Origin of the sequence: Serratia liquefaciens (assembly GCF_027594825.1) — a bacterium.
Taxonomy (GTDB): domain Bacteria; phylum Pseudomonadota; class Gammaproteobacteria; order Enterobacterales; family Enterobacteriaceae; genus Serratia; species Serratia liquefaciens_A.
Map to the genome: position 1 here is coordinate 2,219,920 of NZ_CP088930.1, position 21,176 is coordinate 2,241,095.

The 21,176-nt window shown below is 57.9% G+C and carries 20 protein-coding genes and 1 riboswitch; of the genes, 7 read left to right on the forward strand and 13 right to left on the reverse strand.

Translation table 11 applies throughout. From position 1 onward, the window contains the following. Positions 1-2 precede the first annotated feature (2 nt). Genes dhaL through LQ945_RS10060 form a run of 3 tightly spaced genes read right to left on the reverse strand, consistent with a single transcriptional unit; the run spans position 3 to position 2,874 of the window. The gene (dhaL, locus tag LQ945_RS10050) at positions 3-635 is read right to left on the reverse strand and encodes a dihydroxyacetone kinase subunit DhaL (protein WP_182822123.1); all 633 of its coding nucleotides are present in this window, start codon (positions 633-635) and stop codon (positions 3-5) included. A gap of 9 nt (positions 636-644) precedes the next feature. After that, a complete protein-coding gene (gene dhaK / locus LQ945_RS10055; RefSeq protein ID WP_270102819.1) occupies positions 645-1,715 on the reverse strand; it encodes a dihydroxyacetone kinase subunit DhaK in 1,071 nt (356 codons plus the stop codon). A gap of 52 nt (positions 1,716-1,767) precedes the next feature. Beyond that, complete coding sequence (locus LQ945_RS10060; RefSeq protein WP_044553539.1) at positions 1,768-2,874, reverse strand: glycerol dehydrogenase; 1,107 nt, start codon at positions 2,872-2,874, stop codon at positions 1,768-1,770. Positions 2,875-3,226: 352 nt separating this feature from the next. Between LQ945_RS10060 and LQ945_RS10065 the strand changes: the two genes are divergently transcribed. From LQ945_RS10065 to LQ945_RS10080, 4 genes are all read left to right on the forward strand, one after another. Beyond that, positions 3,227-3,895, forward strand: a complete 669-nt coding sequence (locus tag LQ945_RS10065) for a DUF1190 family protein (RefSeq protein ID WP_020828697.1) — start codon at positions 3,227-3,229, stop codon at positions 3,893-3,895. A gap of 3 nt (positions 3,896-3,898) precedes the next feature. Beyond that, the gene (locus tag LQ945_RS10070; RefSeq protein ID WP_269934142.1) at positions 3,899-5,059 is read left to right on the forward strand and encodes a glutathionylspermidine synthase family protein; all 1,161 of its coding nucleotides are present in this window, start codon (positions 3,899-3,901) and stop codon (positions 5,057-5,059) included. Between the two features lie 123 nt (positions 5,060-5,182). After that, positions 5,183-5,746, forward strand: a complete 564-nt coding sequence (locus LQ945_RS10075; protein WP_269934141.1) for a glucose-6-phosphate isomerase family protein — start codon at positions 5,183-5,185, stop codon at positions 5,744-5,746. Next, positions 5,739-6,521 carry a glucose-6-phosphate isomerase family protein gene (locus tag LQ945_RS10080; protein ID WP_269934140.1) on the forward strand — a complete coding sequence of 261 codons (783 nt, stop codon included), beginning with the start codon at positions 5,739-5,741 and terminating at the stop codon, positions 6,519-6,521. Before LQ945_RS10075 ends, LQ945_RS10080 begins: the two co-directional genes overlap by 8 nt. Before the next feature lie 56 nt (positions 6,522-6,577). On the opposite strand, the gene LQ945_RS10085 is transcribed toward LQ945_RS10080, so the two are convergent. The 5 genes from LQ945_RS10085 to LQ945_RS10105 are packed head-to-tail and all read right to left on the reverse strand — an operon-like array spanning position 6,578 to position 10,929. Continuing rightward, a complete protein-coding gene (locus tag LQ945_RS10085; protein WP_182822131.1) occupies positions 6,578-7,399 on the reverse strand; it encodes a PTS system mannose/fructose/sorbose family transporter subunit IID in 822 nt (273 codons plus the stop codon). After that, complete coding sequence (locus tag LQ945_RS10090; RefSeq protein WP_182822133.1) at positions 7,399-8,199, reverse strand: PTS mannose/fructose/sorbose/N-acetylgalactosamine transporter subunit IIC; 801 nt, start codon at positions 8,197-8,199, stop codon at positions 7,399-7,401. The genes LQ945_RS10085 and LQ945_RS10090 overlap by 1 nt, the downstream gene beginning before the upstream one ends. A gap of 22 nt (positions 8,200-8,221) precedes the next feature. Beyond that, a complete protein-coding gene (locus tag LQ945_RS10095; protein ID WP_262241100.1) occupies positions 8,222-8,716 on the reverse strand; it encodes a PTS system mannose/fructose/N-acetylgalactosamine-transporter subunit IIB in 495 nt (164 codons plus the stop codon). A gap of 9 nt (positions 8,717-8,725) precedes the next feature. Then, positions 8,726-9,154, reverse strand: a complete 429-nt coding sequence (locus LQ945_RS10100) for a PTS sugar transporter subunit IIA (RefSeq protein WP_262241101.1) — start codon at positions 9,152-9,154, stop codon at positions 8,726-8,728. A 5-nt stretch (positions 9,155-9,159) separates the two neighbouring features. Beyond that, positions 9,160-10,929 carry a class I mannose-6-phosphate isomerase gene (locus LQ945_RS10105; RefSeq protein WP_270102820.1) on the reverse strand — a complete coding sequence of 590 codons (1,770 nt, stop codon included), beginning with the start codon at positions 10,927-10,929 and terminating at the stop codon, positions 9,160-9,162. 215 nt (positions 10,930-11,144) lie between these two features. Here LQ945_RS10105 and LQ945_RS10110 point away from each other — a divergent pair, with 215 nt between their 5' ends. Then, a complete protein-coding gene (locus LQ945_RS10110) occupies positions 11,145-12,170 on the forward strand; it encodes a LacI family DNA-binding transcriptional regulator (RefSeq protein ID WP_262241103.1) in 1,026 nt (341 codons plus the stop codon). A gap of 16 nt (positions 12,171-12,186) precedes the next feature. Here the strand turns inward: LQ945_RS10110 and ygiD are convergent, their stop codons facing one another. Next, positions 12,187-12,969 carry a 4,5-DOPA dioxygenase extradiol gene (gene ygiD, locus LQ945_RS10115; RefSeq protein ID WP_044553551.1) on the reverse strand — a complete coding sequence of 261 codons (783 nt, stop codon included), beginning with the start codon at positions 12,967-12,969 and terminating at the stop codon, positions 12,187-12,189. Between the two features lie 206 nt (positions 12,970-13,175). Here ygiD and zupT point away from each other — a divergent pair, with 206 nt between their 5' ends. Then, complete coding sequence (zupT, locus tag LQ945_RS10120) at positions 13,176-13,943, forward strand: zinc transporter ZupT (RefSeq protein WP_044553553.1); 768 nt, start codon at positions 13,176-13,178, stop codon at positions 13,941-13,943. 65 nt (positions 13,944-14,008) lie between these two features. Here zupT and ribB read toward each other — a convergent pair whose 3' ends face one another. Continuing rightward, entirely contained in the window at positions 14,009-14,662 is a 654-nt protein-coding gene (gene ribB, locus LQ945_RS10125; RefSeq protein WP_269934137.1) for a 3,4-dihydroxy-2-butanone-4-phosphate synthase, read from the reverse strand. A gap of 110 nt (positions 14,663-14,772) precedes the next feature. Beyond that, a riboswitch (FMN riboswitch) is annotated at positions 14,773-14,934 on the reverse strand. A 145-nt stretch (positions 14,935-15,079) separates the two neighbouring features. Here ribB and ubiK point away from each other — a divergent pair. Beyond that, positions 15,080-15,358, forward strand: coding sequence for a ubiquinone biosynthesis accessory factor UbiK (gene ubiK, locus LQ945_RS10130; RefSeq protein ID WP_270102821.1), 279 nt, complete (start codon positions 15,080-15,082; stop codon positions 15,356-15,358). A gap of 28 nt (positions 15,359-15,386) precedes the next feature. On the opposite strand, the gene yjeH is transcribed toward ubiK, so the two are convergent. The 3 genes from yjeH to glnE all read right to left on the reverse strand — a co-directional run bounded on the left by yjeH (position 15,387) and on the right by glnE (position 21,150). Beyond that, positions 15,387-16,640, reverse strand: coding sequence for an L-methionine/branched-chain amino acid transporter (yjeH, locus tag LQ945_RS10135; RefSeq protein WP_262241140.1), 1,254 nt, complete (start codon positions 16,638-16,640; stop codon positions 15,387-15,389). 148 nt (positions 16,641-16,788) lie between these two features. Beyond that, on the reverse strand, positions 16,789-18,219 hold the full coding sequence (gene hldE / locus LQ945_RS10140) for a bifunctional D-glycero-beta-D-manno-heptose-7-phosphate kinase/D-glycero-beta-D-manno-heptose 1-phosphate adenylyltransferase HldE (RefSeq protein WP_270102822.1): 1,431 nt from the start codon (positions 18,217-18,219) through the stop codon (positions 16,789-16,791). A 93-nt stretch (positions 18,220-18,312) separates the two neighbouring features. Then, entirely contained in the window at positions 18,313-21,150 is a 2,838-nt protein-coding gene (gene glnE / locus LQ945_RS10145) for a bifunctional [glutamate--ammonia ligase]-adenylyl-L-tyrosine phosphorylase/[glutamate--ammonia-ligase] adenylyltransferase (protein ID WP_270102823.1), read from the reverse strand. Positions 21,151-21,176 lie beyond the last annotated feature (26 nt).

Here is a 21,176-nt window from a genome sequence, read left to right on the forward strand (position 1 = left end):
TGCTATTGGCCGGCGACCTCTGCCAGCGTTTTCATCATCAGCATCACCGAAGTCGCGCCCGGGTCCTGATGGCCAATGCTGCGCTCACCCAGGTAGCTGGCTCGCCCTTTGCGTGCCTGCATGGTGATGGTGCTTTCGACCGCCTGCTCCGCCCGCTCACTGGCGCGCTGCAGGGCTTCCGCCACGCTGAGCTGCTGCTCAACCGACTGACCAAGGCTGTCCACCACCGCCCACCAGGCGTCGCACATGGTTTTATCACCCGGTTCCGCCTTGCCGCGCATCACTACGCCGTCAACGCCTTCCTGCATCAGTTGATGCAGCTCCGCCAGATCCAGGCTCTGCTTGGCGTTGGCCGCCTGTGCCGCACGGATGAAGAAGGTGCCAAACAGCGGACCGCTGGCGCCGCCCACGCTGGAAAGCAGCGTCATGCCGGTGTTTTTCAGGATAAAACCAATGTCTTTGTCCGCCACCGAAGGCAGTTTCTCCACCACCTTGTTGAAGCCGCGGTTCATGTTCAGCCCGTGGTCGGCGTCGCCGATCTCGGTATCCAGCCGGGTCAAGAAATCGCGCTGCTGAGTGAACACTTCGCCGCAACGCATCAGCCAATCGACCACTTGTTGTTTGGTTAACGCCATAATTCCTCCTCAGCAACCCCAACGCAGCGCAGGCGTTTTCACCGGCGCATCCCACAGGGACAACAGTTCGTCATCCACCTTCAGCAGCGTGATTGAAACCCCTTGCATATCCAGCGACGTGCAGTAGGAACCGATCAGGCTGCGTTCGACGATCATCCCCGCTTCGGCACAGCGTTCCGCCAGACGGTGATAGACGCCATACAGCTCGGACAGGGGCGTCGCGCCCAGGTTGTTCACCAATGCAATCACGCGATCGCCACGCGTCAGCGGCTGTTTGGTTTGCGCTTCATCACGCCATTCTCCCTGCTGACGATCCCAGACGCGGAGGGTGCGCTGGTAGTGGCCATGGTCTATCAGGGTATGGAACATGTCGTCCACCGCCGCATTGAGGGTGGTAAACGGACGCCGCGCAATGCCCGGCTCGCCATGAATGCCGACGCCAAACTCCATCTCGTTTTCCGCCAGCACGAACGAGGGCTTGCCGGCGGCCGGTACGGTACAGGCCCCCAATGCGATGCCGATCGAATGCCCGTGATTATTGATGCTGTGACCCAACGTCACCAGGCTATCCAGATCGTCGCCGCGCGCCGCTGCCGCACCGAGCAGTTTTTCCATCAGCACGGTATTGGCCACCCCACGACGTCCGGCGGTGAACAGGCTGTCTTTGACCGCCACGTCATCGTCCACCAGCACCGTCGCCACCTGGACGCCGCTGTCGTGCAGCAGCTCGGTGGCGGTTTCAAAGTTCAGCACGTCGCCGGTGTAGTTTTTAATCAGCAACAGCACCCCGGCACCGCCGTCGATCGCCTGGCCGCACTCGTACATTTTGTCCGGCGTTGGCGAGGTGAAAATTTCGCCCGGGCAGGCGCCGTCAAGCATACCTTCGCCAACAAAACCGCAGTGCATCGGCTCATGGCCGCTGCCGCCACCGGACAGGATCGCCACTTTGCCCGCGACCGGCGCGTCGGCGCGAGTGACGAACACCGGCTCCTGATGCATCAACAGCTCCGGGTGCGCCTCCGCCAGCCCCAGCAGTTGCTCTTCCAGTACCGATTCCACCTTATTAATCAGTTTCTTCACGGTTATTTCCTCGTTTGGTCCACGGGACGCAGCCTGCTGCGCCCCTGCGGTATCAGCTTGAGTGTCGTTGCAGCCAGGCTTTGCCCAGCCGATCTGCCGTCAGAATGGCCGCCTGAACGCTGGCCGGCGTGACCTTGAACGGCATGTTGTGAATTGTTTCGCCGGCGGCGCAGCTGGCTTCGGCAACCGCCATGATTTTCTCTGCCGCATCGCCGCTAACCCCCATTTGCGCCAGCGTGATCGGCAAACCGAGCTGCTGACAGAAATCCAGCACCGTTTCGATCTGCTCCATGCTGCTGTTTTGCAGCACCAGCTGCGACAGCGTGCCAAAAGCCACTTTCTCGCCGTGGTACAGATGATGGCACTCTTCAAGCACGGTAAAGCCGTTGTGGATGGCATGCGCCCCCGCCAACCCGCTGCTTTCAAAGCCGATGCCGCTCAGGTAGGTATTGGCCTCGATAATGCGTTCGACCGCCTCCGTCACTACCCCGGCCTCGACCGCCAGCTTGGCCTTGACGCCCTCCGCCAACAGCGTCTCATAACACAGGCGCGCCAGGCTGAGGGCCGCCAGCGTCGATTTTCCGCCCGCCATGCTGGTGGCCTGCGCATCGAAACACGCCTGCGCCTCAAAATAAGTCGACAGCGCATCGCCCATGCCCGCCACCAGCAGCCGCACCGGGGCCTTGGCGATAATGGCACTGTCCATCACCACCATGTCCGGATTGCGCGGATAAATCAGGTATTCGGCAAATTCGCCCTGTTCGGTATAAATCACCGACAACGCGCTGGTCGGCGCATCGGTAGAGGCAATCGTCGGGATCAGCACCACCGGCAGGTGCTGGTAATACGCAATCGCTTTGGCAGTATCCAGCGTTTTGCCGCCGCCGATGCCAATCACACCGCGACAGCCGTGAGCCTTGAGCTCCTGGCCGAGCCGGTCGATTTCCTTATGGCAGCATTCGCCGTTGAACACGCAGGCATGGTGCTTCACCCCGTGCTGTTGCAGGCTGCCCATCAGGGTATCGCCCGCCAGCTTCATCACGAAGTCGTCGGCAATCACGAAATAATGGTCGGCAAGGTTTTTTGCGTATTCGCCCACGGCGGCCAATGCGTTGGCGCCCTGGATGTACTTGCCTGGAGACTGGATGATTCTCAACATAACCGGATCCTTGTAGGGAAATTGGCGATGGTAACGTTCAGATATCAGGTGATGCTGCGTCGGTCTTGTGCCGCCGCGTTGTTATGGACTGACTATAGGGCTTGCCGCTCGCTTTGCGATCTCGGGATTTTTCGTTTCATTATGGAACATTACTTTCCCCATGACGTTCCACAATGAAACCCTGACGCCGCTTTTTTCGTCAGTAAAGCGAGCTGGCGCACAGCCCAACGTATAACTGCGTAAAGAGTGGATTCTGTGGGCGTTTCAGCTTTAATTTTGACCATCTTTCCCCTATTCTTACGGCCACTACTGGGAAAGGGCGAAAACAGCCCGACTGATGGGATTACTAACGATGAAACGGACAAAAAACATCAACCAAGAGACGTTCCGCAAATCCTGGCGCAACTACCGTGTTGCCCCCGTTGCTTTGGCGATCAGCGCAGTCTTTATGCTGGCCGGCTGCGAGAAGAGCGATGAAACTGTCTCCATGTATCAGAATGCCGACGACTGTTCGCGCAACAACCCTTCCATGAGCGAGCAGTGCACCACCGCCTATAACAACGCCCTGAAAGAAGCCGAGAAAACGGCGCCGAAATACGCGACCCGCGAAGACTGCGTCGCCGAGTTCGGCGAAGCTCAGTGTACTCAGGCACCTGCTCCGGCCCAGGCCGGCATGGCCGCAGAGTCGCAGAGCAGCGGCAGCTTCTGGATGCCGCTGATGGCCGGTTACATGATGGGCCGCATGATGGGAGGCTCCGGTTTTGCTCAGCAGCCGTTGTTCACCTCCAAAAATGCAGCCAGCCCGGCTAACGGCAAATTCGTTGACGCCAGCGGCAAGAGCTATGGTCCCGCGACCGCCGGCGGTCGCACCATGACGGTGCCGAAAACCGCGATGGCACCTAAGCCGGCAGTGACCAATACCGTCACCCGTGGCGGCTTTGGCGAATCCGTGGCCAAGCAAACCAGCATGCAGCGCAGCAGCGCGACGTCCAATTCCGGCTCACGCAGCATGGGCGGTTAATGCATGAAACGCGTTGCGATTACCGAGCGTCCGGACTGGCGCGAAAAAGCCACCGAATTCGGCTTCCGTTTCCACACCATGTACGGCGAACCCTACTGGTGTGAAGACGCCTATTACCAATTCACGCTGGCGCAAATCGAAGAAATTGAAAACGCCACCGCCGAATTGCACCAGATGTGCCTGCAGGTGGTAGAGAAAGTGGTCAGCAGCGATGCGCTGATGACCAAGTTCCGCATCCCGAAACACACCTGGGAATTCGTGCGCAGCTCATGGCACACCAACCAGCCTTCGCTGTATTCGCGTCTCGATCTGGCCTACGACGGCGTTAACCCGCCCAAGCTGCTGGAAAACAACGCCGATACGCCGACCTCATTGTATGAAGCGGCCTTTTTCCAATGGCTGTGGCTGGAAGATCAGATCAATGCGGGCAATCTCAGCCCGGAATCCGATCAGTACAACAGCCTGCAGGAAAAGCTGATCGAGCGTTTCGCCGATCTGAAAGCGCACCACGGCTTTGGCCTGCTGCACATGGCCTGCTGCCAGGACAGCGAAGAAGATCGCGGGACAGTGCAGTATTTGCAAGATTGCGCGCTGGAAGCCGGCGTGCCGACCGAATTCCTGTTTATGGAAGAGATTGGCCTGGGTGAGAAAGGTCAGTTTACCGACCTGCAGAACCAGGTCATCGGTAACCTGTTCAAGCTTTACCCGTGGGAATTCATGCTGCGCGAGATGTTTTCCACCAAGCTGGAAGACGCCGGCGTACGCTGGCTGGAGCCGGCATGGAAAAGCATCATTTCCAACAAGGCGCTGCTGCCGATGCTGTGGGAAATGTTCCCGGATCATCCAAATCTACTGGCGGCCTACTTTGCTGAAGACGAGCATCCGCAGCTTGACCACTACGTCACCAAGCCGCTGTTCTCACGCGAAGGTGCCAATATCCAGATCGTGCAAAACGGCCAGCAAGTCGCGAGCGTCGATGGCCCTTACGGCGAAGAAGGCATGATCGTGCAGCAATTCCACCCGCTGCCCCAGTTCGAAGGCAGCTATACGCTGATCGGCAGTTGGCTGGTCGACGATCAACCCTGCGGGATCGGCCTGCGCGAAGATCGTGAACTGATCACCCAGGATCTGTCGCGTTTCTATCCGCATATCATTCTCGGCTAACGGCTCTGTTCTTGAGTAAAAAGCGCGATCTTATCGCGCTTTTTTTATGCTTTTCGCCTGGTGATTAATCGATTAACCTCCTATAATCGAAGCGTCTGTTCTCCTCGGGCGGAGCAACCAGATATGAAACTGACGTCCACGATCCCACCGCAGGTCAACCTGGCGGACGGATGCTTTACCGCACCTGATATCCAACGCAAATCCACGACGCTGGGCAGCCTGGCAGGGATCTTTGCCGATCCCGTGGCCTGGCAAAGCTTGTCGGCGGAGCTTGCCGTCTATCAGGTAGAAATGTTGCCTTCCGTTCAGCAGGAGGGCGAGCTGTTTGTCGGCACCACTCATCTGCAACCCGGCCGGGTGGGCGACGAATTCTTTATGACCCGTGGGCATTTCCACCAGCGGCCAGAACAGGCCGAGTTCTATTTTGGCCTACGGGGTCAAGGCTTGCTGTTGCTGCAACACCAGGACGGCGCTTGTTCGCTGGAACAGGTTTCCCCCGGTAGCGTTCACCATATCCCCTCCTTTACCGCACACCGTTTGATCAACACCGGTAATGACGTGCTCTCTGCGCTGGCGGTCTGGCCAACGGTCGCCGGCCACAACTACGATGCGTTGCAGCCTCAGGGATTCAAGCTGCGGGTCTTTGCCGACGGCGAAGGTTGGAAGGCGGAGGCGCAGTATGAGTGACTCGATGCTGCGATTTGGGCTTGATGTCCGCATTAGCGACAGCCCGATGGGGTTCGGCTATGGCGATGACGTCATTGGCCCTTTGCCGGAGATCCGCACGCTGGAGCAAATCCGCCGCTCCCTGCGCGATCCTGACTGCCAGGGACCAGAGCAGGTGTATGCCATCGCAATGGACGTCGCCAAACAGCAACATTTGGCCGAATTGAAGAAACGCATGTTGCTGTTCGGCATTGTCACCTATGCCAAAGGTCAGTTGGGTCAGGAGCCGATACGCAGCCAGGGACACGTGCACCGTATCAGCGCGCACAGCGGTTGGTCACCACCGGAGCTGTATGAAATCTGGCAGGGAAAGGCGATCATTTACATGCAGGAACGGGTGGAATATGAACCGGGCCGCTGCTTCGCCGTCCACGCCGGGCCCGGCGAGAAGGTGCTGGTGCCGCCGGGCTGGGCCCACGCCACGATTTCTGCCGACCCTCACCAGCCGCTGACCTTCGCTGCCTGGTGCGATCGTGAATATGGCTTTGAATACGATGCCGTGCGTGAATACAAAGGACTGGCGTGGTACCCGCTGTTGCAGGGCGACAATATTATCTGGCAACAGAACCCGCGTTATCAATCCGGCCGGCTGCACGCCATCGGCCCACGCCAATACCATGAATTCGGTCTGAGTGATGCCCCGTTATACTCGCAGTTTGAGGCCGATCCGGCGCGCTTCCAGTTCATTTCCAAACCGGGCAGCGTAGCGGAAAAATGGCAGCGGTTTGAGCCATAACAAAAGCGGGGGCGAATACAGGTACATTCGCCCCCGCTTCTCTATTCAACGACAGATTAAGAGAACAAACCGCAGGCCACCCCTGCCGCCGCCAGGGCCAGCAGCCCCAACATCGCTTTCACCGGTGACAACCCCCGCTTGGCCATCAGGTACCAGGTCATCAGCACCACGATCAGCGGCATCAGGTTAGGGAAAATGCCGTCCAGCATTTGCTGCAGGTGAATATTCACCCCGTCTTTGGTGACGAACTCCAGGCCGGTGCCCAGCTTGACGTAGCTCGCGGCTACGCCGCCCATAACGAACACTCCCAGCAGGGAAAGCGCTTCCCGCAGACGTGAGGACTTGCTGCTGACCAGCATTTCCACCGAGCCGGAGCCCATATGGTAGCCCTTCATAAACAGCCAGTAAGAGCCGGGAATGACGATCAGACTGAACGCCATAATATAGAATAACGGGCCAATCACGCTGCCGCCGGCTGCCAGCGCCATACCGATGCTCAACAAAATGGGCAACAGCATGCCCGGCACCATGGAGTCGCCGATACCGGCCACCGGCCCCATCAGGCCGACCTTGAGCGTATTGATGGTTTCACCGTCGATCGGCTCGCCGTTGGCACGTTTCTCCTCCAGCCCGATCACCATGCCGTTAACAATCGCGCCCAGCTGCGGCTCGGTGTTATAGAACGAGGTGTGGCGGCGAATGGCCTCAATGCGCTGTTGTTTTTCCGGATACAGCTTTTTCAGCGCCGGCATCATGCTCAGGCAAAAACCGTAAGATTCCAGACGTTCAAAGCTCATCGATGACAGGTTGTACATCATCCAGCTGCGCCAGCAACGACGCAGGTCCTGCTTATTCAATTTTGGTGTTGGCGTATCCATCAGAATTCATCCTCATCGTCAGCCTGAGGCGCGGCCTGTGCGGCAGCCACCTGCGGCTCTGGCTTATAGTTGTAGTGAATCAATGCCAGCAGCGCGCCGACAATCACCAGCGCCACCATATTCAGCTTGAGGAAAACAATGCAGATAAACCCCACCAGGAAGTAAATCAGCATGCTGTAGCTTTTAATAATCTGCTTAAGAAGAATGGCGATACCGACCGCAGGCAGAATGCCGCCGACCACGTTCATAGTAGTCAGCACCAGCGTCGGTAAGCTGTCCATAAAGGCGTTGATATAGCGCGCCCCGAAAAAGACGGCGATAAACGTCGGCACAAAGCGCAACAGGAAGTTGGTGACCTGTGGCCAGATGGCGCTGTTGAGGTAAATGCCCTGTTCATCCCCGCGTTCCACCGCCAGATCCGCACGGTGGTTCCAGTAGGAATTGAGTACCATCATGGCATTGAACAGCACGGTGCCCATGATGCCGATAGTTGCCGCCAGGGCGACGGCCACCTCGGGCCCTTTACCGGAAAGAATGCCCAGCGCAATCGCCGGGAAGGCCACAAAGTTGAGGTCGGCCGGCATCGATCCGCCCGGTGTCACCATGGCGATATAAACCGCCTGTACCGCCACACCGATGATGATGCCGGTCTGTACATCGCCGAGGATAGCCCCCACCAGCATGCCGGAGACCAGCGGACGGCTGAGAATATACCAGCCTCCGGTCAGTCCCAGCAGCCAGGGGCTGCTCAGCGCGCCGAGATAGCAAAGTATCCCGATAAGCGTCGCTTCAAACCACATAGTTCACTCCTGCCGTTCAGGCTTATTTGAGTTTCTTTTTTGCGTCCAGCCAACTGAAATGGCTGGCATCCGGGACTAAACGGAATTCGATGGCATGGCCGTGTTCGGTCAGAAAATCGAAGGCTTCCGACTCTGTCACAGTCACGGATTGATTCGGACCGATAGTCACCGCGTCCTTGCGGGCAGACATCGGGCCGACGTTGATTTTCTTGTTGCGATTGCTGAGATCGATCCCTGCCTCCATCAGTCGGCGCAGCGTGACCGGCGATTTGCCAATCACGAAGTACTGCTTGTCGCTGGCGATCACCTTCGGCAATTTTTCTATCGCTTGCTGTACGGTGAACAGCCATACCTTGGTGTCCTGCACTGCCCCTTTCATCACCGATGACAACAACGGATCCGCAGCGACCTCATCATCAATCGCCACGATGCCATCGCAGGGCAGCTCTTTCGCCCAGCGGGTCACCAATTGACCGTGAATGACCCGGTCGTCGATACGTACGAATGAAATAGCCATACTCTCTCCTCAGAAATCGTCCATTTGCGCCGTTGCCGCCGGACGGGCAAGCGCAATCGCCTCACCGCCCTGCGCCACCAGCTCCTGTGCCGCCAGTTGAACATCCTTTCCTTCCAGCAATTCGGCACTCATCAGCAACATCGGGAAATTCACGCCGGTCACCACCGCTATCGGCACTGGCGTATTGGGATCAAAGGCGTGACGGCAGGCCACGTTGTACGGCGTACCGCACAGCATATCGCACAGCACCAACACGCCATCGGCCCCGTCGCTCACCCGGAGCAGTTCGTCAGCAAAATCCTGCTTGAAAGCCTCGATACCGGCGCCTTCACTCAGACCGACATGGCTGGTCCCCGGCAATTCGCCGTAAACCATGTGCGCGCTGCTCAGTAACGCCTCGGCCAGCGGCCCATGAGAAGTCACAATCACTCTCAACATAATGTTTATCCCCTTACCCAGGCTTTGATGGTGCCCAGGGTTTTACCCAGGCTGCGGCCATGAGGACTGATGCGATACGCCCCTACCACAGCCGGGACGATGAAGGTTTCCGCGTAATGCACCACGAAGGGAGCAAAATGGCCCTCAGGGCTTTCAACCACGGCCTCTTCCCCTTCCACCAGGTTCAGCACGTTCACTCGTCCTTCGGTATGGTGCAACACCGGTTCACTGAACCAGTGACGGCGGGTTTCGATAAATTCGCGCTCGTGCAGGCCGGTTCGCTCTTCCTGCCAGCCTTGCCCTTCAGCAACCGGTTCAATCCGGTTGACCAGATGCTCCGTTGCCCAGTCGGTGTCGCATTGCCAGTTGATCACCTGCTCACCGTGCTGCAGATGCACCGGGCGCGGCAGGCCATCTAACCCCACACGGCCCCAGTCCCACAGTTTGAAGGTGAAAATGTACGGCGTAGCGCTGATCTCCAGCACCATGGTACCCGCACCTGAGCAGTGCACCGTTCCTGCCGGGATCAGGAAGTGGTCGTGTTTGCGCGCCGGGAAGCGGTTCACAAAACGGCGATCGTCGAACGCCTTTTCGCCTCTTTGGGCGGCGGCCAGATCGGTCATCATCGCCTGCGGATCGGTGCCGTTTTTCATCCCCAGATACACTTCGGCATCCTGCTCTGCCGCCAGAATGTAATAGCTTTCATCCTGGGTGTAGTGCATACCGAAATGCTGTTGGATGTATTCCGTCAGCGGGTGCACCTGGAAGCTGAGGTTTTGCCCGCCGACGGTGTCCAGCAGGTCAAAACGGATCGGGAATTCGGCGCCGAAGCGTGCGTGCACCCGATCGCCCAGCAGGGGCCTAGGGTATAACAGCACCAAATCTTGTGAGGGGATCTCGACCCGAACGTCACCAAAACGCATTAGCAGGCTGTTTTCCTCGGGCACGCAGTCAAAACACCACGCGTAGTTGGCTGCCGTCGGGTCGAGATCGAACTGTTGTTTCATCCATTGACCGCCCCAGATGCCGGGGTCAAAAAAGGGCACGACGCGGAACGGACGTTGGGTGACCTGCTGCAAACCAGCGTGGAATGCTTCACCGCTCACGGCCTTGGGCTTACCTGCCTGGTTGGTGTCCAACACCAGGTCCGCACGCTGCAACAACGGGGTTTTATGGCGATCGAACACCCGCCATTCCACAAAAAAGGCCCGCTTGTAACGACGCAACACGTCTTCGTCCACATTGGTTACGCCCCAGTTGCCCAGTTCGCCACGGCGAAAACGCTGCTGGATTTCCCAGCGAGCCATGTCGGCATACACCAGCACATCGCCCTCGGTGATCAACGCCGCGCCGGGCCCATAAATCACGACCAGACCACTTTCGACGCTCGCAATTTGATCGCGCAGTTGCTGCACACGCTCATCATCAAAAAACTCAGGCAGTTGATGGCATGACAGCACGCCAAAAACACGATCATCGGTTAAGTTGCGCTCAATCATCGCGTGAATATGCGATTCATCATATTTGGCAAACTCGGAGTTAATACTGCTGGCTGGCTGCAGCGGATGGATAAAATTCTCGCTCAGCTCTGCCAAATTCACCCCAGGGTAGCAATCCACCACTAACAGGGTTTTGCGTAATCCGAGGGCGGCAACCTTGCGGCTGACAGCCTCGACCACCGCCGGCCAACCTTGCCAGGCGGCATGATCAAACCCCTGAACCGCCACTTCCGGGTGTTTGTCATAGCTTGTTGCGTTGCGCTGTTGCTCTGTCATATCCTTCTGCCTATGCACTGAATAGATAGAAAAAGATTAATCGATTAACCTCATAACAAACAGGCTGATTAACGAGATTAACCTCATATAACTGATAATAATCTGCTAAAAAGCTTATAAATCGCGATCGCCGTCACACTCTATTTAACGGAATTGCGCAGAAAAAGGTTAATCGATATACCTTAGTGCAAGAGCCAGTATCGACAGGAGATGAAATGAGCACCATAACCTTGGCGGATGTCGCCGCATACGCAAAAGTCTCCACCGCCACGGTTTCGATGGTCTTGCGCAACCGTGGCCGTATTTCGGATGAAACACGCAAGCGTGTGCTGAGCGCCATCGATCATCTGGGCTACGTTTACAATCAGACCGCGGCAAACCTGCGCAATCGCAGCAGCAATCAGGTCGGCCTGTTGCTGCACGACATCACCAACCCCTTTTATGCCGAGATGACCGCCGGGCTAAGCCAGGAGATGGAACGCCATCAACTGATGCTGTTTCTGGCCAACAGCGAAGAATCAGCCGACAGGCAACAAAAATTTGTCGACTCGCTGCTGCAAAACAGTGCCAGCGGCATGGTGCTGTGCGCCGCACGTCAGACGCCGAGCCTGTTTTTTGAAACGCTGAAACGCCGCAAGATCCCGGCCATCATGGTGGTCAGGCCGGTAGCCGATGCGCACTTTGACTTTGTCGGCACCGATAACTTCCTCGGCACGCAGTTGGCAACCCAGCATCTGTTGGATCTCGGCCACCGCAATATCGCTTTCATCGGGGGATCCATCAACTCCACCACCCGCGCGCAGCGATTGGGGGGTTACACCAGCAAACTGCTGGAACGGGGCATTATGGTCAAGGGAGAATGGATCGTGGACAGCGAAGCCAGCCAAAGCTCCGGCGCCAAGGCCGCGGAACAGCTGTTGATGGCCCATCCGGAAATCACGGCGGCGTTATGCTATCAGGACATTGTCGCGTTGGGCGTGATGCAGACATTACGCAAACTCGACCGCCAGATTGGCCGTGATTTCGCGCTGATAGGGTTTGATGATATTACCGAAGCGTCGTTGGTGCAGCCGGGTTTGACCACCGTATCGGTGGCCTCACGCGAGATCGGCCGCAAAGCGGGGGAACTGCTGTATAGCCGTATTCAGGGCAATGATGAACCGCCAAAACGCATCATCCTGCCGCCTTCGTTGGTGATCCGTCAATCCTGCGGCTTTGCCGATCAATCTACGCCGGCCTGATGCCGGCGTAGTACCTTTAACCGACCTGTACCGACAGCATACTCAGTGCGCTCATCTCGATACCCTCCACCGGCAGAGTTATCGCCTCTTTGCCGTCCCAACTGCCCAGTACGTATAACAGCGGCAGGTAGTGTTCCGGCGTAGGGTTAGACAGCGCCGCGCCTTCATGCTGCATAAAATTGACCAGCGGGTGGTTATCCCCCTGATAATTCAGGTTATCACGCACAAACCGATCAAACGACGTTGCCCACGGATAAGGGGTAGCGTCACCCTGCCATTTCACCATCCGCAGGTTATGCACCACGTTGCCGCTGGCGACGATCATCACCCCCTGGTCACGCAGCACCGCCAGTTTACGGCCCAGTTCATAATGGTATTCCGCCGGTTTGGTTCCGTCGATGCTGAGCTGCACGATGGGAATATCCGCCTCGGGATACATTTTAATCAACACGCCCCAGGTGCCGTGATCCAAGCCCCATTCACTGTCGTCTGCCGTGACGGCGATCGGCGCCAACACTTGCTGGATCTGCGCCGCCAGCTCAGGGGAGCCGGGTGCCGGATACCGGGTATCGAACAGCGCCTGCGGGAAGCCGCCAAAGTCATGAATGGTTTTTGGGTTTTCCATCGCGGTCACTGCGGTGCCACGAGTGTACCAGTGAGCGGAAACGGCAATGATGGCCTTCGGGCGCGGCAGCGTTTCACCCAGATGACGCCAGGCCTGGGTATAGCGGTTTTCTTCCAGCGCGTTCATCGGACTACCGTGGCCGAGAAAAAGTGCAGGCATACGAGAGCTGTTCATACAAGATCCTTGGTCAGTCGCAAACATGATGGGGACTAGACTACGCCGTTTGCCACGGCGACACAGCCGGATAACCGTGATGATGATCTTCAATAAATTTGAACGGTTAAAACGATAGAAACAATCAGCCAAATCCACTCGATTTATGCCTTTACTCTGTTAGTATCAGAAAATAAACGATAATTTCAGCATACAAGGAGACGACCATGTCCGTACCTCTGCTCCTGACCTTGCTGGCCGGCGGTGCCACCTTTGTCGGCGCCCTGTTCGGCATTATTGGCCAGAAGCCTTCCAACCGAATGCTGGCTTTTGCTCTCGGGTTTGCCGCCGGGATTATGTTGCTGATATCGCTGATGGAAATGCTGCCCGCGGCGCTGCACACCGTCGGCATGTCGCCCATGCTGGGTTACGGCATGTTCATGCTTGGGCTGCTGGGCTATTTCGCGCTGGACCGCATGCTGCCGCACCAGCACCCGCAGGACCTGATGCAGCAGCCGCTCAAGCCGCACAACCTGAAGCGCACCGCCGTGCTGCTGACGCTGGGCATCAGCCTGCACAACTTCCCGGAAGGTATCGCCACCTTCGTCACCGCCAGCGCCGATCTGGAACTGGGCATGGGGATAGCGTTGGCCGTGGCTATCCACAATATTCCTGAAGGTCTGGCGGTGGCCGGGCCGGTGTATGCCGCAACCGGTTCCAAGACCAAAGCCCTGCTGTGGTCCGGTATTTCCGGCATGGCAGAGATTCTCGGCGGCGTGTTGGCGTTCCTGCTGCTTGGCCCGATGATTTCGCCGGTGGTGATGGCGTCGATTATGGCGGCGGTTGCCGGCATCATGGTGGCGCTGTCGGTTGATGAACTGATGCCGTTGGCCAAAGAAATCGATCCGCACAATAACCCGAGCTACGGCGTGCTGTGTGGGATGGCGGTGATGGGATTCAGCCTGACGCTGTTGCAAAGCGGCGGCATAGGTTAACGATTTTCCGCCACAAAAAAAGCCGCATTACGCGGCTTTTTTATCGTCAGAAAGTCAGTCCGTTATCAGCTGGCTTTCTTTTCGTGAGCCTGGCGGTAAGCCACCAGATCTTCGATGGTCAATACGGTCATATCATGCTGCTTGGCAAACACGATCACTTCCGCCGCATGCGCCATGCTGCCATCGTCGTTAGTCAGTTCACACAGTACACCGGCAGGTTTGAAACCGGCCATAGAGACCAGATCGATAGTCGCTTCAGTGTGGCCACGACGGCTCAGCACGCCACCCGGCTGCGCACGCAGCGGGAACACGTGCCCAGGACGGTTCAAATCGCTTGGCTTGGCGTTATCGGCCACGGCCGCACGGATAGTGGTCAGGCGATCGGAAGCGGAAACGCCGGTGGTCACGCCCTGCGCCGCTTCGATAGTCACGGTGAAGGCCGTCTGGAACTGGCTGGAGTTGTTGGTCACCATCATCGGCAGTTCAAGCTGCTGACGACGTTCTTCGGTGAGACACAGACACACAATACCGCTGCCATGGCGAATGGTCAGCGCCATCTGCTCAACGGTCATGGTTTCTGCGGCGAAGATCATATCACCTTCGTTTTCACGATTTTCATCATCGAGCACCATTACACCGCGGCCATTGCGCAATGCTTCAATAGCTCGCTCTACGCGTTCTACCGGCGTGCCGAAATCTGAAAGTAGGGTCTGATTCATGGTAAAAAACCTCATTAAAAAATTATGGATTACCAGAACCAGGGCGATCTTGAGGAGTAGCTAGCAATAGCTAAAAAAATAACGCAAGCGGGCGCAAACCCGGCAGATACCGTTACTCTCTCCCATCCGGACTATAACCGTCGGCCCCGGAATTACACCGGATCTGCTGACCTCTAACCAAACTGCAAGAGACTGGCTGAGCGCTCGCGGGCTTTCACCGTAAAAGGTGATTTACCGCCGGTGGGGACTTGCACCCCGCCCTGAGAATAAGCGTTTCGACTATAGCGCTAATGATTAATCAGGGCAATTGGCAAAAGCACAATTCGACCAATCACAGGGAATGCGGTTATTAGTTTATCCGGCGGGCAACTCGCATTACACTAGGCGACAGCTATTAAACTCTGAAAGGGATACGCCATGATTGACCCGAAAAAAATTGAACAGATCGCACGCCAGGTGCATGAATCCATGCCTAAAGGCGTACGTGAATTCGGGGAAGACGTTGAGAAGAAAATCCGTCAGGTGCTGCAGTCGCAGCTAACCCGTTTGGATTTGGTCAACCGCGAAGAGTTCGACGTACAGACACAGGTGCTGCTGCGCACCCGTGAAAAGCTGGCGTTGCTGGAACAGCGCATGAACGAGTTGGAAAGCAAGCTGAACACCACACCCGCTTCGCAACAGCCAGACGCAGAATAGTTATCGCTAAGGGCGCGGCATCGCGCCCTTACTGCCGTTTTAGCGCCGCCTTCGGCCTGCGCGGCAACACCAGCCAAATCAACGCGAACATCCCCAGTGCATACAGGCTTTTCCAGCCGATAATGACCATCAGCAGCAAACACAGCACCAGCCCTACCGCCGCCATTAGCCGCGAACGTCCGTGCAAAATTCGACAGCCCGCCAGCATACACAGCAGGTAGATCAGCACAAAGATGCCATTGGCATACACCAACAGCATATCCAGCGGCAGTCTCAGCGTATAAATCAACAGGGTGAACAACAGGCAACAGCCCACCACCGCGCTTAATGCATTGACCGGTGCCTGTCCGGCGGACAGCTTAGCCAACGCGCTGGCTGGCCGATCCTGCGCCTGCGACCACACCAGCCGGGCGAAGCTTTGGGTATAGATATTCACGCTGGCAAAGCAGGCCAGGTAACCAATGACGCAGGCTACCCACAACGCATGTTGCCCAAACAATTGCACCACGATGCCCGGCAATGACGCAGCCGCCGCCTGATGTTCACCGTACGCGTGAAAGTGCAATACCGCCACGGTACAACCCCAGTACACCGCCCCGGCGACCAGCAGGCCAAACAGCAGGGCACGTGGGAAGTCGCGCTCCGGGTTACGAAACTCGGTTGCCAGATGCGCAAAGGCTTCCAAACCGACAAAGCACCAGAACATCACCGCCAGCGCGTGGAACAAATTAGGGGGAGATACTTCGTCGAGTGCTGGCCATGGGATTTGAGCAGGAGAGATGCCGCCACGCCACCAAATTGCGGCGACCAGCGCCACCACCAGCATGGCGATCAGCGTTTGAATATTGGCGCTGGAACCGGCGCTGCGCGTGCCCAGCAGCCAAATCACCATCAGCGTGGCTATTTGCACCAGCAGCAGGCCATTGGCGCTCCAGCCGAACGCGGCCTGCCAAAAACCTGCGGCAATCTGTAACGCCGCAGGCAGGCCCACCGGGATCACCGACAAAAACAGCCAGCCGGTCACTTTCGCCATCCGCGGGCCAAAAGCCAGACCGACAAAATGCGCGGCGCCACCGGCGCTGGGGAAATGCCGACCCAAAGCCGCAAAAGCGATGGCAATCGGAAACACCAGCGCAATCAATACCGGCCAGGCCCATAGGCTGTCGCCCTGAGCCACCTGGGCCGCCAGTGCAGGAACAGCGAACACCCCCGTTCCCAGCAATGAAGTGGACAATAGCCCAACGCCCTGCGCCAAACTCAGTTCCTGCTTCAGTCCACTCACTGCCACCGCCGTTTTATCCGCCATACTTCAAGTTGCATCCGCGTTCGCGGCTCTTGCTCACCCGGATCGCTGACTCATGTAAGCTCATCGGGAGTTGCTCGATTGCCGCCTTGATGCAACTCGAATTATTTAGGCTAAAAAGAGTCTGTTAGCCACGCCCGTCTTTGATTGCCTTGATAATATTGGTGGTCGACAGGCCGTCTTCAAAGTTCAGCACCTTGACGTCGCCGCCGTTGGCCCATACCTCGGCGCTGCCGGCAATCTCTTCCGGCTTATAGTCGCCGCCTTTCACCAGCAGATCCGGCAGGATATCGGCGATCAGGCGTTGCGGCGTGTCTTCTTCGAATGCCACGACCCAATCCACCGCCTCCAACGCACCCAGTACGATCATGCGGTTTTCCAGCGCGTTGACCGGACGGGTCTCGCCTTTCAGGCGCTTGGTTGAAGCGTCGCTGTTGACCGCCACAATCAGGCGATCGCCCAGTTTGCGGGCATTCGCCAGATAGGAAACGTGACCGGCATGCAGAATGTCGAAGATGCCGTTGGTCATCACCACTTTTTCACCACGCTGACGTGCTTGCGCTACGGCGTTTTTCAACTGGGCTTCGCTCATGACGCCAAAGCCGGTTTCGGCACGGCCACGCACCGCGTTTTCCAGTTCGATCGGAGAAACGGTCGAGGTCCCCAGCTTGCCCACCACCACGCCGGCAGCGGCATTGGCCAGGAAACAGGACTCTTCCAGCGTGTTGCCGGCAGCCAAAGCGGCGGCCAGCACGCCAATAACGGTATCGCCGGCACCGGTAACGTCGAACACTTCCTGCGCCAGGGTAGGCAGGTGCAGCGGCGGTAAGCCCGGTTGCAGCAGCGTCATGCCGTGCTCGGAACGGGTGACCAGCAGCGCGGAAAGCTCAAAGTCCGCCACCAGCTTCATGCCGCGTTCGACCAGTTCGGCTTCGTCCTTGCAGTGGCCTACCACAGCTTCGAATTCGGACAGGTTTGGCGTCAGCAGCGTCGCGCCACGATAACGCTCAAAATCGGAGCCCTTTGGATCGATCAGCACCGGCACCTTGGCGGCCCGCGCCAGTTGGATCATGCTCTGCACCTGGCTCAGCGCGCCTTTGGCGTAGTCAGACAGCACCAGCGCACCAATTTGCGGCAATGCCTGCTGGATGCGTTCCAGCATGGGCTGCGAATCGACGTTGGAGAAACCTTCTTCGAAATCGAGACGGATCAGCTGCTGATTGCGCGACAGCACGCGCAGCTTGGTGATGGTCGGATGTGTCGGTACCGAAACAAAATCACAGCGTACGTTCACTTCATTCAGCTTGGCGCTTAGCGCACGCGCCGCGTCATCAATACCGGTCAAGCCCACCAGGCGAGAGTTGGCGCCCAGTGACGCGATGTTCATCGCTACGTTTGCCGCACCGCCAGGACGCTCTTCAATGGTTTCAACCTTGACCACCGGCACCGGCGCTTCCGGTGAAATACGGCTGGTCGGCCCATACCAATAGCGATCCAACATGACGTCACCCACCACCAATACCCCGGCGCGGCGAAAATCAGGCAGTGTAACTTTCATCCGATAACTCCAAAAAAGTACAAAATTTTAGTGGCGCAGATATTACCACAGACGTCTGTAATAGCTGCAAAACGTATTGCGCAACCGGCCTGCCTAGCCCAGCCACTTCGCCCAACTGGTGCGGACTTGCTCACGCTCGGCGGCGAACTGCTCCTTGGCGACCTTGCCGGAATGCTCCTGCAACGCCAGGTGGTGAATTTCATCGCGCATGGTGACGTAGGCCTGAGTGAGCGCCTGCGCCTCTTCTTCCGGCATGATACCGTAATTGGCCATCAGCTCGAAAATGCGCACGTTATCCGACCAACGCGTCAGACGGGGCTCGGTGCTTGCATAGCCTAAGACCAGATACTGGGCAATAAATTCGATATCGGTGATCCCGCCTTCGTCGGCTTTGATATCAAAGAGTTCACGCTGCTTGTTGCCGAGGTGATTACGCATTTTCTCGCGCATCTCGCGTACCTCCAGCTGCAGCGTTTCGCCGTCGCGGGGTTTGCACAAAATCTCACGGCGGATCACGTCAAACTGCTGATGCAGCGCCGGATCGCCATGTACGATACGCGCCCGCACCAGTGCCTGATGCTCCCAGGTCCAGGCCTCGTTCTGCTGATAATCGGCAAAGGCTTCAACCGTGCTGACCAACATGCCTGCCGCGCCCGAAGGCCGCAGACGAGCGTCCACCTCGTACAAAATGCCGGAGGAGGTGCGGGTACTGAACAGGTGCATAACGCGCTGCGCCAAACGCAGATAAAACTGACGGCCGTCGATGCAGCGATCGCCGTCGGTCATCACGTCCGGCGGACAGTCCAGGATAAACACCAGATCAAGATCGGAGCTGTAACCCAGCTCCCAACCGCCCAGTTTTCCGTAGCCAATCACGGCAAAACCGCGCCCTTCCCGCTCCTGCAAATGGGTCGGCTGGCCATAGCGCGCCACCATGTCGTTCCACGCTTGCTGCACCACCGCATCGATAATGGCTTCCGCCAGATAGGTGAGGTGATCGCTTACTTTCATCACCGGCAGCGCGCCGGAAATATCCCCGGCGGCGATACGCAACTGCTGGGCCTGTTTAAACTGACGCAGCGCCTCAAGCTTCTGTTCTTCGTCGTCTTCCGGTACCCGCAACAGGTACTGGCGCAGTTCGCTGCGGTAAGCATCCGGCGCCACAGGCTGATACAGCGTCGCCGGATCCAGCAGTTCGTCCAACAGCAGCGGATAGCGCGACAGCTGGTTGGCGACCATCGGCGAAGCGGCGCACAGGCGAATCAGATGGCTGAGCGCCGCATGGTATTCCACCAGCAGCTCAAGGTAGGTGGTGCGCGTCACGATGCTCAACAGCAGTTGAGTCAACCGCAGCAGCGCAGTTGGCGCATCCTGACGCGGACAGACTTCCGCCAGCAGACGCGGCATCAGTTGATCAAGCACATCGCGACCGCGCGGGCCGATGGTGCGTTTGTCGACGTCGTGACGAAACTCGGCGATGGTACGCAACATTTGCCTGCGCGCTTCTTCATCCAGGTGTGGCGTCAACGGCGCCAGTTCATGTTCTTCCAGTGCGTCCTGCCACAGGCTGTGGTAGTGCTGATAATCGGGATCTTCGCCCACATCGGGGCTATCGTCGCCAATCAGGTCGTCAAATACCGCTCTGACCGCCTGCATATGGTTATCCAACGCGGCCAGCAGCGTCGACCAGTCATCGAACCCCATGCCCCAGGCCAGACGGGCCTGGTCGAGTTCATCTTGCGGCAGGGTTTGGGTTTGCTGATCGGCAATCGCCTGCAGCAGGTTTTCCAGCCGGCGCAGGAACAAGTAACTGGCGCTCATCGCCTGTACCTGTTGCGGCTCCAGCAACCCCAGTTCCCCGACCGCCTGCAGCGTGGGCAGCAGCGATCGCCCCTGCAGCGCCGGCTCTCGCCCGCCGCGGATCAATTGGAATACCTGGGTGATAAATTCAATTTCGCGGATACCGCCGGCACCCAGCTTGATGTTGTCTTTCAGCCCACGCCGCCGCACTTCACGGGCAATCATGCCTTTCATATTGCGCAGCGACTGGATCACACTGAAATCGATATAGCGGCGAAAAACGAACGGCCGTAGGGTCTTGCGCAACTCTTCACTGTAGGCGTCTTCCGCACCGCCCATCAACCGCGCTTTCACCATCGCGTAACGCTCCCAGTCTCGCCCCTGCTCCTGATAATAGTCTTCCAGGGCGGCGAAGCTCATGACCAGCGGGCCACTGTCGCCGAAGGGCCGCAGCCGCATATCCACGCGGTAGACAAAGCCGTCGATGGTTTGCTGATCCAGCGCCTTGATCAGCCGCTGCCCCAGGCGCGTAAAGAACTGCGCGTTATCCAACTCGCGCCGGCCTCCCTGAGTCTGACCGTTTTCCGGGTAGGCAAAAATCAGGTCGATATCGGACGAGAAGTTCAGCTCGCCGCCGCCCAGTTTCCCCATGCCGAGGATCAGCAACGGCTGGGGTACGCCCTGGGCGTTGCACGGGGTGCCCCACTCACGGCAGCAGGTTTGATACAGCCAGTCGCGAGCGCTGACGATCAGCGTTTCCGCCAGCCCGCTCAGCTGCAACAGCGTCTCTTGCGTGCTGCACAGGTTCTGCGCCTGCGCCCAGGCGATCCTCACCAGCGTCTCGCGACGGAACAGACGCAACGCGCGCATCAGTTGCGCTTCGTCGCGCACATCTTCCAGCGTGTCTTGCAGCCAGGCGGCGTAATGTTGCCACTCGTCCGCGACCGGCGGCTGTTTGCGCAACGTCTGCAGCCATTGCGGCTGGCTGAGCAACATGTCACAGACAAAATCGCTCGATGCCAAAACCTGCTGTTCCTGGCTGCTGAGCGCGCAGTCCGCGCCCTGAGTTTCCTGAAAACGCTGCACGATGCTCTGTGCCTGAACCTGTAACCTGCTCGAGAGTGGCAACATAGTGAAGGATCCGTTCTGCGGCCTGC